This window comes from Brachyspira pulli (assembly GCF_036997785.1).
Taxonomy (GTDB): domain Bacteria; phylum Spirochaetota; class Brachyspiria; order Brachyspirales; family Brachyspiraceae; genus Brachyspira; species Brachyspira pulli.
Genome location: NZ_JAWLQI010000068.1, coordinates 1 through 18,650, shown reverse-complemented (window position 1 = coordinate 18,650; position 18,650 = coordinate 1). Strand labels below are relative to the sequence as shown.

Annotated in this window: 14 protein-coding genes and 2 pseudogenes; 7 read left to right on the top strand and 9 right to left on the bottom strand. The window is 25.9% G+C overall.

The window, feature by feature from the left end:
- Positions 1-195: 195 nt before the first annotated feature.
- Positions 196-1,581 carry a DUF4132 domain-containing protein gene (locus R4K56_RS12590; RefSeq protein WP_335772737.1) on the top strand — a complete coding sequence of 462 codons (1,386 nt, stop codon included), beginning with the start codon at positions 196-198 and terminating at the stop codon, positions 1,579-1,581.
- A gap of 102 nt (positions 1,582-1,683) precedes the next feature.
- The gene (locus R4K56_RS12585; RefSeq protein WP_335772736.1) at positions 1,684-3,042 is read left to right on the top strand and encodes an MATE family efflux transporter; all 1,359 of its coding nucleotides are present in this window, start codon (positions 1,684-1,686) and stop codon (positions 3,040-3,042) included.
- A 408-nt stretch (positions 3,043-3,450) separates the two neighbouring features.
- Here the strand turns inward: R4K56_RS12585 and R4K56_RS12580 are convergent, their stop codons facing one another.
- Both R4K56_RS12580 and R4K56_RS12575 read right to left on the bottom strand, forming a co-directional pair.
- On the bottom strand, positions 3,451-4,452 hold the full coding sequence (locus R4K56_RS12580) for a C45 family autoproteolytic acyltransferase/hydolase (RefSeq protein ID WP_335772735.1): 1,002 nt from the start codon (positions 4,450-4,452) through the stop codon (positions 3,451-3,453).
- Between the two features lie 159 nt (positions 4,453-4,611).
- Positions 4,612-5,043 (bottom strand): PepSY-like domain-containing protein, encoded by a 432-nt coding sequence (locus tag R4K56_RS12575; protein ID WP_335772734.1) that lies wholly within the window; start codon positions 5,041-5,043, stop codon positions 4,612-4,614.
- Positions 5,044-5,437: 394 nt separating this feature from the next.
- On the opposite strand from R4K56_RS12575, the pseudogene R4K56_RS12570 reads away from it, so the two are divergent.
- A pseudogene (locus R4K56_RS12570) lies at positions 5,438-6,540 on the top strand (cell surface protein).
- A 502-nt stretch (positions 6,541-7,042) separates the two neighbouring features.
- Here R4K56_RS12570 and R4K56_RS12565 read toward each other — a convergent pair.
- Positions 7,043-8,083, bottom strand: a complete 1,041-nt coding sequence (locus R4K56_RS12565) for an alpha/beta hydrolase (protein WP_335772733.1) — start codon at positions 8,081-8,083, stop codon at positions 7,043-7,045.
- A gap of 903 nt (positions 8,084-8,986) precedes the next feature.
- Here R4K56_RS12565 and R4K56_RS12560 point away from each other — a divergent pair.
- From R4K56_RS12560 to R4K56_RS12545, 4 genes and pseudogenes are all read left to right on the top strand, one after another.
- A pseudogene (locus tag R4K56_RS12560) lies at positions 8,987-9,237 on the top strand (hypothetical protein).
- A 19-nt stretch (positions 9,238-9,256) separates the two neighbouring features.
- Positions 9,257-9,583, top strand: coding sequence for a YkvA family protein (locus R4K56_RS12555; protein WP_335772738.1), 327 nt, complete (start codon positions 9,257-9,259; stop codon positions 9,581-9,583).
- Positions 9,584-9,604: 21 nt separating this feature from the next.
- Entirely contained in the window at positions 9,605-10,024 is a 420-nt protein-coding gene (locus R4K56_RS12550) for a hypothetical protein (protein ID WP_300758218.1), read from the top strand.
- Positions 10,025-10,037: 13 nt separating this feature from the next.
- Entirely contained in the window at positions 10,038-11,756 is a 1,719-nt protein-coding gene (locus tag R4K56_RS12545) for a hypothetical protein (protein ID WP_300758221.1), read from the top strand.
- A 360-nt stretch (positions 11,757-12,116) separates the two neighbouring features.
- Here R4K56_RS12545 and R4K56_RS12540 read toward each other — a convergent pair whose 3' ends face one another.
- The 6 genes from R4K56_RS12540 to R4K56_RS12515 all read right to left on the bottom strand — a co-directional run bounded on the left by R4K56_RS12540 (position 12,117) and on the right by R4K56_RS12515 (position 18,580).
- On the bottom strand, positions 12,117-15,578 hold the full coding sequence (locus R4K56_RS12540; RefSeq protein WP_335772732.1) for a DUF4132 domain-containing protein: 3,462 nt from the start codon (positions 15,576-15,578) through the stop codon (positions 12,117-12,119).
- Between the two features lie 601 nt (positions 15,579-16,179).
- Positions 16,180-16,317 carry a hypothetical protein gene (locus R4K56_RS12535; RefSeq protein ID WP_335772731.1) on the bottom strand — a complete coding sequence of 46 codons (138 nt, stop codon included), beginning with the start codon at positions 16,315-16,317 and terminating at the stop codon, positions 16,180-16,182.
- Between the two features lie 192 nt (positions 16,318-16,509).
- Entirely contained in the window at positions 16,510-16,740 is a 231-nt protein-coding gene (locus tag R4K56_RS12530) for a hypothetical protein (RefSeq protein WP_335772730.1), read from the bottom strand.
- A 150-nt stretch (positions 16,741-16,890) separates the two neighbouring features.
- Entirely contained in the window at positions 16,891-17,661 is a 771-nt protein-coding gene (gene kdsB / locus R4K56_RS12525) for a 3-deoxy-manno-octulosonate cytidylyltransferase (protein ID WP_335772729.1), read from the bottom strand.
- A 1-nt stretch (position 17,662) separates the two neighbouring features.
- The gene (locus R4K56_RS12520; protein WP_297295606.1) at positions 17,663-18,148 is read right to left on the bottom strand and encodes a PTS sugar transporter subunit IIA; all 486 of its coding nucleotides are present in this window, start codon (positions 18,146-18,148) and stop codon (positions 17,663-17,665) included.
- A gap of 51 nt (positions 18,149-18,199) precedes the next feature.
- Positions 18,200-18,580, bottom strand: a complete 381-nt coding sequence (locus R4K56_RS12515) for a hypothetical protein (protein ID WP_297295604.1) — start codon at positions 18,578-18,580, stop codon at positions 18,200-18,202.
- Positions 18,581-18,650: the final 70 nt, after the last annotated feature.

The following is an 18,650-nucleotide window of genomic DNA, read 5'->3' as shown; positions in this document are numbered from 1 at the left end:
ACTGCGTACTTCGTAATGGCAAAGCCCTGCAGATATTAAAAATTCAAAAAAACTATTTATGACAAAATATAATTGTTTAGGTATATACTAAAATGTTTTTAGTATTTATTAAATAAATTCTATACAAAATATATAAATTGAATTAAAAATCATTTCATTATAATATTATCAATAAAATAAAAGGACTTCATTATCATGACCGTAGAAGAAATTAATGCTTTTGTAGAAAAAAATTATAATAAAAAATTTGATAAAACTACTTCATTTATAGACGATTCAATAATATCTAATGTCCTTATCAAAGATAAAACTAATTATGTAGATGCTAAAGTAATTAGATATATTATAGGTGAATATTTAGATATAAAAGAAGCTTACAGATTGAGAAATGCTGATTTAATAGGTAATGCTTTAGATACAGAAAGTTTTGATAAAGCATTAGAGGATATATATAATATTTGGAATTGCGACAACAAAACAAAAGGAATACTTTATCCTTACTGCATATTTGGAAACAGTATTCAGCTTGAAAGAGTTTATAATAAGGCTAAAGACGTTGCAAGTAATAGGGCTAAATTGGCATGCTTTATGCTTGAAGCTCTTGCATTAAGTGCCAATAAAAAGGCTTTAGCTTTTGTATATGAAGCCTCAAGAAAATTCAAACAAACAAGTGTAAGAAATACATGTTCTGGAATTTTGAATGATATAACTAGAAGACTTCAAATTACAAAAGAAGCATTTGCAGATAGAATTATACCAGACTTTGATTTTAATAAAGACGGCATTAGAATAATAGAAAGCGAAGGTAAAAAATTCAAAATAACATTGAAATCAGATTTTACTATATCAATATTTGATGAAATAAAAAATAAAGAATATAAAACATTGCCTAAAGATTTTCCGGAGATTCCAAAAAAAGAATTATCAAAATTAAAAAGCGAAATAAATAAAGTATTAAAACTACAAACAGAGCGTTTACAATTAATATTTATGGACGCTAGGAAATGGACTTTAACAGAATGGAAAGAAATATTTTTTGAGAATCCTTTAATGAAAGCATTCGCTGTTAAGCTTATATGGGGAGTATATGACAAAGACAATAAATTAATAGAAACTTTCAGATATATGGAAGATGGTTCTTTCAATAATTCTGAAGATGAAGAAATACAAATAAAAGATGATGCCCTTATAACTTTAGTAAGCCCAATAGAAATTGAAAAATCCTTAATAGAAAAATGGAGAGATCAGCTTGCCGATTATGATATAGTTCAGCCTTTCAATCAGCTTTCATTAGAAACAAAAGATGAGTTAATTGAAAAAATTCCTTCAAAAACTACAGTAGGATCAATAAGAGGTGCTGTATCAAAATTAGGTTTAGAAAAAGATGACGGCGACGGAGGATTCGTTAATTATTATTTACTTCATGATTCATACAATAAAGCTAATGTATATATACATGTATCAAATATTTATTACGGAGCTTCCAATTCAGATGAAACAGAAATAAAAATAAAATTTGAAGACGCTGACGAAAGATTTGAATACGGAGCTTATCTTATACTATCATCTTATTTGAAATAGTAAAATTAATAATAAAATTCATTTAATTATTTAATGCTTGATATTAAAACAAAATATAATATAATGTAATGCTTTTTAATTATAATTGTATTTGGGAAACGTATGAATAAACATGATAAAAAAATTGATGTATTTGAAAATTATCCTGTATATAAAGCATTAATAACATTAGCACTTCCAACTATATTAGGCATGCTTGTCAATGTATTCTATAATATGGTTGATACTTTCTTTGTAGGAAAAACTAATGATCCTAATCAGGTAGCTGCTGTTTCTCTTACTATGCCTATATATTTGGTGCTTATGTCTTTCGGTTCTATATATGGTATTGGAGGAGCTTCGTATATATCTAGGAGCTTGGGAGCTAAAGATTATCATAAAGCTAAACAGGTTTCTGCATTTGCATTTTATGCAAGTGTTATTACTGGTATAGTATGTATGGCTGTATTTTTAATATTTTTAAAACAGATATTAAAATTATCAGGAGCAAGTCCTTATACATATAAATACGCTTCAGATTATTTACTTATAGTGGCATTCGGAGCTGTATTTGTAGTTTGTCAAATGTCATTGGGTCAAATAGTACGTTCTGAAGGAGCTTCAAAAGAGGCTATGATTGGAATGATGCTTGGAACTATTATAAATATTATATTAGATCCTATTATGATACTTTATATGAATATGGGTGTTGCTGGTGCTGCTTTAGCTACTATCATAGGAAATGCATGCTCTACTTTTTATTATATATGGCATATAGCTAGAAAAAGTACTTTCTTATCTATAAATATAAAAGAGTTCTCATTATCAAATGATATACTTAATAATGTTTTTTCTATTGGCTTTCCTGTGTTTATGAATAATGTTCTTATCAGTATAGCTAATATTTTAATAAATAATTTCGCCTCAAAATATAATGATAATGTTGTTGCTGGGCTTGGTGTTTCACAAAGAATATTTACTCTTGTACTTTTAGTTTTTATAGGATTAGGACAAGGGATTCAGCCTTTTATAGGATATAATTTCGCTTCTAAAAATTATAAAAGAATGAATGCCTCAATAAAATTATCCTGTCTATTTAGTTTTGTAGCTGGTACTATATTTCTAATTATAGCTTTGATATTTTCTGAAGAATTGGTACAAATATTTATTAAAAATGATGAAGTTATAGAATATGGTTCTAAGTTTTTAATAGCAGCATATTCAGTGGCTCCTATTATAGGATTTCAATTTGTATTTATATCAACATTTCAGGCACTTGGAAAAGCATTGCCTTCTTTAGTACTTTCTATATGCAGACAAGGGCTTGCCTTTGTACCTGCCATATATTTAGGAACAAAATTTTTTGGAATAAACGGCATAATATGGGCACAGCCTATAGCTGATGTGGCTTCTATATTATTAGCTGCTATAATGTACATATACATTTATAGAAATGCTAAGAAAAAACAAATGATATCATAATCTTTATAACAGAGGATATGCTTATAAAGGTTATAAGTCTAATCAGCACTTGGGCGGGCGTATCTTTTCAATATTTCTTTTTAAGAATAATGAAGTTATAATTTTTAATTAAAATAAAAAACTTTAAAGGGCGGGATATGTAAATAAGTTTTAAAGCTTTATTTAAAACCCTACCCTATTTCTTTAAAATTCTTTCATGCTATTTTTTATTTATTTTTTCTTTTCAATTTTTTACTGTTATTTTAACACCCACCCAAGTTGTTTTTTACTTTGCTGTTTATACACCGCACGCAGAATAAAATTTTCAACTTAGAGTTATTAATAATTTAAATTCAATTATATATCAAGCTTCATTAACCGTGCGTTAAAATAATTTTTAAATTATATTTTAATTAATATTTAAATTATTTAATAAGAAAATTTTAATCTTTTATCCTCTTTAAAACTCTTTCTTGACGGGTTGCCTTCTGCCCTATATATATTTTTATCCTTTATAGAATATATGCTTGACCAAATAGTATCAATTTCATCTTTCTTATCATACTGACATATAAAACCATATTTGCCTGATAATAATTCTTTTGAAAAATCTAAATTATATTTATTGTTTTTAAAAGCATTTTCCAATGTATTATATCTTTCATGAGAATGCACATTATCTTCTAAATCCGTTTGATAAACTCTCATACATTCACTTGTAAAATGATTGGAAGTAAATACATAATCATTTTTTATTATATGTTTTTTATCACAATTGCATTCAACTAATACTATATTAGAATTTCTATCTGCTATAATAATATTTTGTGCTGATGATATAGGCACTTCTTCTAAAAAAGATAAAGCTTCATTCACATCATTACATTTTTCTAATATGTATCTCACAATCATGCCGGCATTAAAACCATAATTTATTTTTACAGGATATACAAAAGTCAAAGCACAGGCAAGACCTTTTTCATTAATACCATCTTCCATTTCAATGAATGCTGTTGTATTTGCTATAAATGAATATGAATCATTTAATTTATAATATACACTATCACAATACTTTTCTATGCCTTTTATAAAATCACTGTTTTTTGCTAAAATAATATCATCATCAGTTTTAAATGCAAAAGAAGAACATTTATTTTCAAATGTAAAAGCATATATCGTAAATAAAAAATCTGCTATATCTTTATAATTCGTTTTTATATTATTGCTGCTTAATCCATCAGCCATTCCTTTTATTTCTTCTATTATTTCATGAAAAAATTCTTTATATATTGGTATGCATTTTGCAGAAAAGTCTTGACGCTCTTTTGATATTTTTATTTTATCCAAAGGGTTTATATTGTTTTTAGAAAGTATACTTCCATATTTGAAACCTGCCTCATAATGACTTCCTTTAAATCTTGAATGATACATGCTATCCTCCAAAAGTTGACTTTACAAAAGGCTAGCATAATAAAAATTTAAAGTAAATATGAATAAAAAATTTTTTCTAAGGATATTGCAATAAAAAAGGAGAGCCATAAAAAATAGCCCTCCTTTTTTTCAGTATTTTTCATAAACAATCATTGAATATTAATCATCAAATTTTTGTCCCATTAATTGTCCATTAGCTGATATAAATAATTCCATAAAGTTATTTAATTTTACTTTATAATTGCCCCATTCTTTTTCAACATCTATTACAGCAGCCTCTGGATAACTATTCTGTATTGTATTTGCTACTTTTTGAGGTAAAGCAGAAAGAGGTACACCATTATACTCACCGTCTATACTATGCCAATCGCCATTCATTAAAAAGTCTATTGAAGCACCATTTGATAATTTAACTTCAAATTTTCTTCCATCTCTCTCTACCTTCCATATCTGAGCATCAGGATATAATTGAGATATCAAACTTTGTGATTTCTGAGGAAGTGAAGAAGCTGGAACCAACCAATCAGCAAAAGCAGATGAAGTAGAAACTACTGTTAAAGTTATTAATAAAGCAAATAATTTTTTTGTCATAATAAATCTCCTTTAATTTTGTTGTTTGTTACTGTAAATTATCTTTACAATTATAAGTATAGACTAAACACAGTTTTTGTCAATATATTTTACATTAAATTTACAATAATTTTACCTAAAATATAGATTTATAATAGTTTTTACAATACGTTTAATACATATCGCCGTAAAGAATATAAAAATTTATAGATTTTGTAAATATATTTTACTTAATATTACTAATTATAGTGGGATTAGCTCAAACTATCATTGAAATTTTATCATATACAATAATAAAACATAAAAAATAAAACTTCATATAAAAGTAAGAAATTATATTAAAAAAAATTAGATTTTCATAGATAATTTTCCTAGACTACACCTATAAAATAAAAAAACTTTAGGAGTACACAAAATGAAAAGATTTTTATTAACGGCAGTGGTTATTTTTGGGTTGGCATGCAGTTCAGTATTTGGTATGTATGGGCTGATAACACTTGGCTATTTTTCCTTATTCATGAAAATCAGTTAAGAGCTAGAATGAATCAATTAGGATTCACATTAGGAAACGGTACTATAAAAGGTACTTTCGGCTTTAAAGCAAATACTGGATTAACTGGAGAGATATTTACAACAAAAAATAAGAAGAATTTAGAAGCTACTATATCAGGCGGTATAGGATATACTGGAGACGGTTTTGGAGTTGGTGTAGGATACAATTATACTTATAATAATGCACAAGAAGGAACAGTAGATGCACATACTCCAGTAGTAGTATTCAATGCTGTTAATAATAATTTAAGAGTGGCAATACCTGTAAGCATAAGTAAAAAAGATGATGTAGGAAATGGAAAAACTGATTATTTCGGTTTAAGCATACCTGCACAAGTAAGATATTATACTGGAATAGATGCTTTCAACTATATAAGATTTGAATTCAATTATGGTCAAAATTCATATAAACAAGCTAATGTTAATTATTCAGCAAAAAATCTTAGCTTCCAATTAAGACTTCATTTCTTAAATACTATAATAGACAATGTAGTGGTTAATCCATTCTTAAGAATAGACTTTGCTTCTGCTTTAGATGCTAAAGGAAAAGCTGTTATAGACAGTAGTTTAACATCTGATATAAAGGCTTGGACTGTAATAGGTTTGCAAGAAGCAAGTGCATGTCAAGATGCTTATGACAGAAACCCTTATGATTTAAGAATATTACCTAGTATATCTTTAAGTGTTAATACTGATATAGTAAACTTTATATTTGAACCTGGTATAGGATACAGAGTTGAAGATGACGGAATAAAAGGAAGCAAACTTGTACACAGTTTATATTGGTCTGCTTATGGAGAAGTTTATGTAAGACCTATAGAGGCTTTAGAATGGTACTTTGAAATGGATGTAAACAATGGAGTTCCTAAAATACAATCACAAGTTACAGGATTACCTATAGCATTTGGTGCTAACAGTGGTGTAACTTGGTATTTACCTTCTTTGAATCCTAATAGTGCTCAATAAAACATTATTGTTATAAAATAAAAGGGTATGGAAATCATTTTTCTATACCCTATTTTTATGCCGCACGGTGAGCAGATTTTTAAATATAATTAAAATTGTATTATTAATCGATTTATATTCCTATTTTAATTTAGCGTGCGTTTTATGCATTCTAAATTTAAAAAAATCTTGGGTGGGCAGCTAAAATAACAGTAGAAATAAAAAAGAAAAATAATACAAAAATGAGAGAAAAAGATTGAAAGCCTAAAGGGCGGGTAAATGTAATTAGGTTTTAAAACTTAATTACAATCCCACCCATTATTCTTTATTAATTTCATTTGTAATTTTAGCCTTTCTTTCTTTTTTTGCTTAAACAGGATTTAAAAACCCATAGTGTTATTTAAATTTTTAGCCTACACACCACACGATAATAAAAAACTAGTTAATAACATAAATTGAATTATTAACTAGTATAAACTTTTTAATATTTTAAAGTTATTAAAGACAAATCAATTATACTTCTTTAATTTTTACTCGTTAAATTTTGATTAAAGAAATCAGCTAATTTGTCAAAAGGTATTAAATCAGTTCTATCATAAAGATCAACATGATTAGCATTAGGTATTATTATTAATTCTTTAGGTTCCTTTGCTTTTTCGTATGCATCTTCACTGAAATATCTTGAATGAGCTTTTTCTCCTGCTATAAAAAGTATAGGTCTTGGTGATATAAAATCAATCTGCTCCAAAGGATAATAATTCATCAAACTTACAGTACTTATAATAGACATTGTAGTTGTTGCACGAGGGTGAAAGCCTCTCTCTGTACGATAATAACTGTAGAACTCTTTTACTATATCCGGAGAGTTTTCATCTATAGTTTCAGGTGTTCCTATTTGGTATTTTTTCTCACCTCCTTCATATTCATTCCATCTTTGCATAGAAATATCATCAAGCATTTTCTTTCTATCTTCAGCAGTTACAGAATCATATAAACCTTGACGTGCAACTCTGCCCATATCATACATACTTGCAGTTGCTATAGCTTTTATTCTTGTATCAATCTGTGCAGCACTCAAAACAAAACTTCCGCTTCCGCATACTCCTATAGCTCCTATTTCATTTCTATCAACATAATCAAGCGTTCCAAGAAAATCAACAGCAGCACTAAAATCTTCAGCAAATGCCTCAGGAGAAGCTGTATAATGAGGAGAACCTCCGCTTTCTCCATTATAAGAAGGGTCAAATGCTATAGTAACAAATCCTCTTTCTGCCATAGATTGAGCATATACTCCTGCTGCCTGCTCTTTTACAGCTCCATAAGGTCCGCCTATAACTAATGCTTTGTATTTTTGATTTGTATTAATATCTTTAGGTGTATACAAATCAGCAACTATATTTATTCCTAATCTATTATAGAATGATAATTTTTTTACTGTTACTTTATCACTTTTTTTAAAAGTTTTATCCCATTTCAATGTATTATTCTGTGCCATAATTGTACTTATAGGAAAAAGCATATATACTGAAAATAATACTGCCCTTTTTAAAAAAGTTTTTATCATTAGAATGTCCTCCGTTTTATTATAATTATTGTTATTATAATAAAATATTTATATATATCAAATATTTATTATTTATAACAAACTATACTTTTTAGGTATAGTATAAAAAATGAGATCAAACACCTGTTTTAACTAGATTTAAAATTTACATACCGCACGGTGAGCTGATTTTTTAATATAATAAACGTTGTATTATTAATTGATTTATATTTTTCGATTTAGTTTAACGTGCGTTGTATGCATTCTAAATTTAAAAAAAATTTTGGGTGGGCAGCTAAAATAACAGTGGAAGTAAAAAAGAAAAATAATACAAAAATGAGAGAGAAAGATTGAAAGCCTAAAGGGCGGGCAAATGTAATTAAGCTTTAAAACTTTTATTACAATCCCACCCATTATTCTTTATTAATTTCATTTATAATTTTAATTTATTCTTTCTTATTTGCTTAAAAAGAATTTAAAAGCACCCGCCCTAATGTTATTTAAATTTTTAGTGTATAAACCGCACGATAAATAAAAAACTAATTAATAACACTAACTGCATTATTAACTAGTTTAAATTTTTTTATCTATTTACCGTGCGTATTAATAAATAAAATACCAACAATAATTTTTATTTTTATATAAAGACATAAAATATTGACAAATAAATATTATAGTATATACTTAATTAATGAAATACTAATATAAGGTTTAATTGATTATGTTATTTAATCGCATCGCATCGCATCGCATCGCATCGCATCGCATCGCATCGCATCGCATCGCATTATAATATCTTATTAAACTTTATAAACTCATTCTATCAAATAACTATCAAAAATTTATTTCAATCTTTGGAAATACTTAAATATATTAATGCCATTTCTTTTGGCATTGCAATAAAAAATAAAATAGGAGAATATTATGTCAAATTTTTACTGTGAATATTGCGGATCCAAATTTTCTACAGCAGCTTCTTTATTATCACAAAACTGTCCAAGACACCCAAACGGTATTAATAAAGGAAAGCATAAACTTTATGAGGGTAGCGAAAAATCTAGTTACATTTGTAAATATTGCGGAAGTTCATTTACTTCTTTAAGTTCATTAACTTCTCAAAATTGTCCAAGGCATCCTAATGGAATTAACAATGGAAAACAGCACCAGCATTATAATAAAATAATAGGAGTTTTTATGAGTGATTACAATGAATATAATAATTCCAACAAACCTGCCCAATCAGGAATACTGCCTTGGATACCTTTAATTTTAGCAGCTATATATACAGTTTCTCCTGTAGATTTAGTGCCTGATGTAATACCAATAGTGGGGTGGTTTGAGGATGCTTTATTTTTAATTGTAGGAGGACTTAATGGAGTACAAAACGGACTTCTTGATGCCAATAGTTCATTAAGAGGTATAGTAAAATTTTTGAAATGGGGGCTTTTAATAGTTGGAGGAATAGGAATTATAATAATAGTTCTTTTAGCTATTTTAGTTTTCAAAGTAGCAACAAAATAATTTTTAAGGAGTAACAATATTATGAATGAAAATACATCTAATGATATCAATAATCAATTAACTAGTGTAAATAATAAACTTAGCAGATCTTTAAATGAATTAAATAATTCACAGCAAGCAGGCGGAATAGTAGGAACAATTGCATCAGCAGTTGTGAGTATGAAAGAGATAGAAAAAGATATGATGGTAATAGAAAGACAATTTCAATATTTGATGAAAAAAGCAGATATTGATTTAGAAAAATTTAAACATAGTTTTAATTTAACCTCTAATATGCTTAATAATATTTCCAACAATTTGAATTTATTTGCTCAGCAAGTATTAAGTATACCTACAGATACAATAAATGAATCAGAAATAAAGCATAGAACAGAACTTTTAAATATGGTCAATAATTTTAATATGACAATATCCCAAATGTTAATTAACTTATTAAAGTAATGGAGATAAATAAATGTCTAATAGATTATTAAATGATGAAGAGTTTTTACAAATAAAAAAAGAGCTTGATGATATATTTGCAACAATAGATAGATTGGCATCGCCTTGGATAGATTTAGGAAATGCAGTTGCTGGAATAGGAGTATTATCTGCTTTTTTTATAAATCCATTAGTAGGACTTGGAGCAGCAGCTGCAGGAGCATTTTTAGGATATAGTAAAAAACAAAAAGCATTAGAAGATAAAAGAAAAAAATTTTATGAAGCTTTACCTACCCTTAAAAATACAGCAAGAACAAAAATGTCTGCTGTTAAACAAAATATGATTCTTTTAAATAATAATATAAGTTTAACAGAACAATTAATGCTTAATGATTCTAAATTAATATTATCAGAAAATAATAAGCAAAATAAAGAGTATTTAATTAATGGTATAACTTCATCTTTTAAATCTTATTGCAGAGATTCTTATGTGCTTGAATTATATCAATATGCTTTAGATACATTTGAAGCTTGGCTTAATGAAGAATATTCAGCAGATTATGAATGTCCGAATATAGATAATAGTAATGCTAAATGTACTATGAAGCTTTATAACAATTCTGATTTCTATACCGTTGTCTCTAATAACCCAACTATAGGGACATTATTTATAGTAAATAACAACAATGATGATGAAGTAAAATTTATCCCTAAAATAGTAGCAGAAAATATTTACAGGTCATATAGCTATGATGATATTATATTTAAAAATAGAAATAATATAAATTTACGTTTTAGTAATTTATATTTTAAATATAAAAGCTATAGAGAAAATAATGTTTTAAGAAGTTTATATGGATATTATGATAAAATGAATATAGTTTTGCCTATAGTTTTTATAATATCATTTTTTATATCAATGTTAGTAGATGCCAATGCATATAATATCGGAATAGTTAAATTTATATTTTTATCTATATTGCCTGCTTCTGTAATAACTGGAATTACAGCATTAATATGGTTTATAAGTTATCATTATTTATTTAATATTAGGTTTAAATTTTATACGGCTAATTTAATAAAATCAGTTTTATATTTAGTGTCAATGCTTTTAATATTAATTGGTATTCCTACAGTATATGGATATTTATATACTAATAATTACAAGCAGAAGAACATTGAATATATTAATTCATTAAGCAGTGAAATTTCTAATTTGATAGAAAATAAAAAATTTAATGATGCATATAATAAAAATAATTCTCTATATTTAAAATATATTTATCCTTTGGCTGATATTAATGAAGCTGGTATTGTGAAAAAATATAAAAAAGAATTATATGATAATATGTCTACAAACTTTTTTATTAATTTTGCAAATGCTATTAATAATGAGATGAATTATTCAAATTACCAATATGTATTTGATGCTTATAATGATAGAAACAAATATTATAAAAAAATACAAGATGAAAGTTATAAGAATGAAATAAAAGAATTACTTTCAAATATTCACAAAGAAATTGATGAGAAAAGACATGAATATCTATTGTCAGAAGTTAATATTATAAATAATTTAATAAATACTAATAAATCAAAAGCCATAGAGTTACTAGATGATATGAAACACTTTTCTAAAGACAAATTTAAACTATCTGATGATAAAAAATTTATTATTTTTAATGATACCATTTCATATAAAGAATATTGGGAAAAACAGCGAGAAGAATTATTATTAAAAACAAGTAATTAAAATTTTTAGTATATATAAAATTTTAAAGTTTGTCAATTTTTTTTATTGTTCTTTTTCCTGCCGCAAAAAGAACCAAAAAGTGCAAGTATAAAATTGGTAACTAAATAATATTAATTTTGTTTTACATGTATAATAAATTATTAATTTAAGCTAAAATATAGCCCTTTTGCTTCTTTGTGGCAACAAAAGAAGTGGGGCGCGGGGCAAAGCCCTGCAAATATTTTAAATTAAAAAAATTATTTTGACAAAATATAGTTGTTTATGTATATATAATAAAAAACTAGTTAATAATTGCACTTTTAATTATTAACTAGTTTAAATTTTTAATCTATTTACCGTGCGTATTATAATAAATAAAAATTAATCTCCAAAAACGCTTTTCACTATACTGTAAATTGAACAAGCAAATCTCTTATTAACTTTTAAAGGATTAATCAAAGTTTCAATGCCGTCAGTTATTTCACAAAACTCAATATCACCGAAATTAATATCTTCATTACCGTCCATTCCGAAATACATATAATCGAATGAGAGATGAACGGATATGTTGAGATAAGTATCTTTTAATATGTACTCGCAGAAAGTTCCTCCGTCCATAGCTTCGCCTCTAGCCATATCGTACTTAGTAGCTAATGACATCAATACACCAGCCTTTATTGTCTTAGAGTCAAGAGAATGAATTTTATCTTCTTTTATGTCTTCTTCTTTAATCTCTTCATATTTGAAATCAAGCTGTTCTATAGGCTGCGATATCTCATAATCTGATAATTGAGTTTTCCATTTGGCTATAGTATCAGCATCTAATTCTGAAGGGTGAACCAAAGTTATTAAACTGTTCTCCGGTAAAGTGTACTCTTCTTCATCAACTGTATTGAAAGTACCGTCTTCCATGTATCTGAAACTTTGTATTAAATTGTTGTTCTCATCATAAGCACCCCAAATAAGTTTCAAAGCAAATATGTTCATTATTGGATTTTCAACAAATACAGTTTTAAAATTGTTGTAAGTCCATTTTCTGCCGTTTAATAAAACTTTCTGAAGTCTTATTTTCTGATTCTGTATCAAAGTTTTTATTTCTTTTTTTAGAGTCGTACATTCTTTTTTAGCACTGTCAGCTTCTGCTTTATCGTCTTTGCTGTTTGGTGCCGGAAGTGATTTTATTATTTTTTGTTTTTCATTATCTGTAATTGTAAGTTCAAGATTATTGTCTATTGATAATGTGAATGTTCTTCTTGCTTCTCCGCCGTAATTTAGAACTCTTTCACCTTTTTGACTAAATCCGAAATTAGGTATTATTCTGTCTGAAAGTTCATCAGCTGTCATATCAAGCATATAAGCAGCATTCTCCATAGTTTCTATTGCCACTTCTTTTATTTTTGCTGTAGGTGATTTTCTTGTAAGACCGTCTACTAATATTAATGCATAGTTCTTTCCGTTTAATGCCATACATTTTACAATAAATGCCGCCATAACAGTGCGTGAACTTTTTGCAAACTCTTTTACAAGAGGATAAACTTTATCTATTTTTAAATCATCAGAATATATTAAATAAGGTATTAAAATATTCTTTTTTGTTGCTTCATAATTAGAGTCTTTCCAATGAATATATAACATTTCCAAAGCATTAGTAAATGAAGAAGTATCAAGAATTTCAGCAAGCATGTCGCAGTCTTTTAATCTTGCAGGCTCTACTAAATTCATATATTCCATGATGATATATTTAAATATTCTCTCATCAGCCAATGTTCCATTATTGTATAAAACTTTTGTCAAATGAACATCATCTAAGAATTTTATATTTTTCTCATAGTTTTTATTGTAGTAAGTGTCAATAAACTCCAAAGCCTCATCAATACTTTTGAAATAGTCACCGTATTTTTTAAGATTCCAATTCTTAATAATATTTTTTAATGCTCCTTTAAGTTCTGATGATCTTGCTTTCTCTGACATCTTCTCAACATAAGGTCTTGTAATAGATTCATTATCAGAAATAACTTTAATACAATGTCTTTTTACTTCGGCTCTCTTTGTATTTTCAAGAACTGTATAAACTAAATGATAATCATTATAATGACATTTATTATACAATGTTCTTAATATATCTAATGCTGCATTTTTGCTGCCTGCTATATTATCTTTTATAAACTTATCATCATTTAAAATATTTGTTATATCTTCAAAATAGCTTTTTAGTAATTCATCTTTTACACTGTTTATAATAACATTATTATTTTCATCTACGCATCTAAGCTCTTTATATAGAGTAGGAAGATATTTTCCGCCATAGTCATAATAATAATTTGAAATATCTCCTGCATAATCAAAATAATATGATAATAAAATTTCTTTTAATGTAATATTCAATTCTTTATTATTTAATAAACTATCAATAACTTCTTTTAAAGTTTTATTTCCTATAGATGCCTGCACTTCTATATATTTTCTTATTCCAATCTGAATTGGTAAATGTTTAAAAATATCAAGAGCAAACTTTTTATAGTTTTTCATTTCATCAATGTCATAATTAAATAAAGAGAATAAATAATAAAGTTCTGTATCAAGACTAACTTCAGGAACACTATCCCATCTGCTGCTGTATAGCCTGTATGCATTTTTTTTGTCTGTATAATAATCTATAAGCGTATCAAAGAGTTTATTTTTATCTTTATCAAATATTTCTTCTATTTTTTCTGTAGTAGTAAAAGTAGGTCTTGGATTATAGCCATTATACTTATCTTCTGTAAATTTATTAACTATAGTTTCTAATACAGTTACAGATTTTTTTAAATTATTTGCATCTAAATTATTATCATTATGTTCAAGTAAAACACCGCTAAGAACTATAAATATTCTTTTGTTTCTATCATTATTTCTATTATTATTATACCTATCACTATTTAAACTATTTTCTACAAAATTATAAATTTTATAAAAATCTTCTTTATGATTCAAATATAAATCTCTTGCCCCATAAATAAATTCATAATGAAAATAATCTTTAAAATGTTTTGCTATAAATCCGAAATCATTCGGATAATTTACAGCTTTAAAAAATTTCTCTTTAGCTTTATAAGGATTTGTATAATCTAATAATCTTAAATACTCTCCAAGTTCAATATTCATATCAATAATATATTCTTTATTATTATTAAGCACTTCTATAAATTTATTTTTTATAGCCTCATTTTTATCTAAGATAGCAGCAATAACATTTAAAGTATCATAAAGATTAGGAAGAACATCGAATGATTTTATAGCTGCATTAATATATTTCTCATCGCATTCTTTATTATTTTTTATAACAAAACATATTGCAATCAATGGTATTACAGCATCTCTATCCATTTTTTTTAATATTTTTTTATTATCATTGTTATTAATAATATCAATATATTTATCTGTGTATTCTTGAAACTCTTTACTGAAGTATTTATTAAAATCTTCAAAAACTGTATATATTAAAGTTTCACCATTTAAAGTTCTTGACTGTTCTTTATATCTTTTCTCATATCCATAAACAAGATATCTAAGTGACTTTTCAAAATCTCTATTGACTATATAATCAAAAATAACATATCTAGTTCCGCCTTCTCCTTCCTTATCTTTTTCATAAATAAGTATCTTCATGAAATGTTCATATCTCTTCTTTAATTTCTCATCTTCTATAGAAAAATAATCTTTCAAAAATTCCTCTTTATAATGGAAATAATCATAAGGATTCCTTCTTATTTTACTGAAATCATTTGTAGCTTCGCATTTCTCCATATCATCTTCTATAGCAGAGCCTTGATAATATATTGCAAGTTTTTCTTCTAAGTTCATAAATTCACCTCTTATCATTTTTTAATCTATATTAATGTATAGTATATATATTTTTTATTTATTGTCAACTTCTTTAAGTTCTATTTACCTAACATAACCCCATCGCACGCAGTATAAATCATAAATATAATTATATTATTATACAATTTATATCATAAATGATAATGCATTTACCGTGAGTTAAATAGATTTTAAATTTAAAAATAACTTGGGCGGGTGCCTTAATTTCTAATAAAGTGTCAAAGCAATTTAAATTATAATTTCAAAATAAATCTACAAAGAATTAAGGGCGGGAATGTAAATAAAACTTTAAAGCTTAATTACATCTGCCACCCTTTATACTTTATTATTCCATTTTTAAATTTTAGTCTTTACTTCTTTACTGCCTCAATTAAAAAAGCATGCCCACCCAAAATGTTTTTAAAGTTATTAATTTATTTACCGCACGAAAAAATAAAACAAGAAATAAAGAATAATAAAAATTAAATATTAATCATAAAATAGAATTGACTAACCGTGCGTTAAAAAATATAAAAAAGAAAATTATAATAAAAAAACCTATGCAGTAAATGCATAGGCTTTTTATGGGAAAAAATAAGGCTTATTCTTCTATATTTTCTATTATATCATTGTATTCATTAATTAATAAATTATATTCTTCATCATCTATGAAAACACATACATTATTATTAAAACTATCAAGCAATTTAGTCATATTTAATCCTCCTTTCTCATTCATTAATAAACCCAAATATTTATGTGACAATAAATTCATATATTGTAGCTTTATATCACAAATCTATACTGATAATATAAGAAATTAATAAACAAAGGCAAGAACTTTTTTATATAATACTTTTCTAAATAAATTATTCTTATAATAAATATTTTGATAATTTAAAAATCAAAAAGTTTATAATAAGTAAAATATTTATTTAAAAGAATTCTTAATAATACCAAATATATAAATAATAGGCTCTACTAAAATATCATATAAGAAATTGAAGAATGTACCTACTATAACTCTTTTTAAAAACAAAATAAATAAAATAGCAGCCTTTATAAGATCAAATATATTACTTAATATATTAAATAATAACTCGTCAAAATCTGTACACAAAAATAATATTAACAATAATACAATTAAAATATTTTCAAACATAATTTACCCCCATCTATAAAAAACTATATATAAAAATAATAACAAACGGTACCGACAAATTCTGTCATACTTTTTATTTCTTAATATTTTTTTATATATTTCTAATAGCTGAAATTAAGGTAAAAATATAGAAAAAAGAATTAAATAATATTAATTATATAAATTTTCATTATTTAATTCATCTTGAGCAAAATTTCTTATATAATTTTTTACAAACTCTAAATCTTCCATAGTATCTATACCATGCAAAAATTTTTTAGTTTCTAAAACTTTTATTTTCATTCCATTATAAAGCCATCTTAACTGTTCAAGTTTTTCTATATTCTCATAATCACATTCTTGTAATTTTTCTATTTTTAAAAGAATGTCTTTTCTAAATGCATAAACACCAATATGTTTATAGTATTTAGCATTTATATTTTGATCGAATCTTTTATGAGGAATAGTAGCACGGGAAAAATACATCGCATAATCATTAATATCAGTAACAACTTTAACAGCATTTTCATCTTTTATCAAATCGCTGTCATCAAGTATTCTAGTTTTCAAAGTAGCTATTTCAACATTATTGTCATCAAAAGCATCTATTAAAGGATTAAGTACAGATTCATCAATTAGAGGCTCATCACCTTGAACATTAATAACAATATCACAATCAATATTCTTTGCCGCTTCTATTATTCTTGAAGTGCCGGAAGTATGCTCAGTGGAAGTCATTACAGCCTTAGCATTATTTTTTTCACAAATTTCCATTATCTCTTTAGAATCAGTAGCCACAATACAATCATCTATTTTTTTGGCAGCTTTAACATTATCATATACAGCTATTATTATAGGTTTTCCTAATAATTCATAAGTTAATTTTCTAGGAAATCTAGTTGATTCATATCTTGCAGGTATTATAGCAGTAACTTTAGGCATTTTATTTTACTCCCAACATTTCTTTAGATATATCTTTTAATTTACTCTTAAACTCATCTACAGTTTTTGATTCTAATAAAATAACAGGGTACATACTCATTCTTGAAATCTTTGTAAAAAGAGAAAGAAGCCCCAAATATTTTTCATTACTATTTTTATTTGTTAAAAACATAGTAAGCAAATGAACTGGTTTTTTATCAAGAGCAGAATAATTAAGTCCCTTTCTGGAAACTGCAAATATTAAATCATTATCTTCTACTTCATTAGTTCTCACATGAGGAAAAGCCACACCATAACCTAAACCGCTGCTTATTATATCTTCTTTTTTATACATTGATTCTATAGTTTGGGCTATATTAATTCTCAAACCATTAGCTTCTGAATATATTAGCATTTCACTAATAGCTTCATCTTTGTTAGTAGCTTTTAAGTCTAAAATGACATAAGAATTATTTATATATTTTTCTACTTCGTTTAATGAAATCATAATAAAAAACCTTTCTTTTAAAATATAACAATTCTACAATAAAAGAACAATTTAAAAGTTATTTTTTAAATATTCCTGCATTGTATATTTTTTCTGTATAAGTTCTAATGTAATATTAAGCGGATATATAGTTTTATGATTTTTAAAACTTATTCCAATAGTTTCATCATCTAAATCTATATTATGAGATACTTCCCAAGAGCCATGATATTTCATTCTTATAACTTCACCTATATATGCACTAATAGAAAATATAAAATTTCTATTATTATCACTTTCTAAAACCAAATTAAGTTTCTCTTTGAAAAATTTATCTATCTCTGATAAACTTTCTATAGTGTAATCTGCATGATATCCTTCACGCATTAAGAAATTACTTATCCAATTAGAAGCTCTTAAAAGCTCATCTTGAGGTAAAACATATTTCGCCATAACTTAAATCCTTAATATTCTAATATTACATGTTTTTTATAATATGTCAACTTCATTTATAGCCCTATTT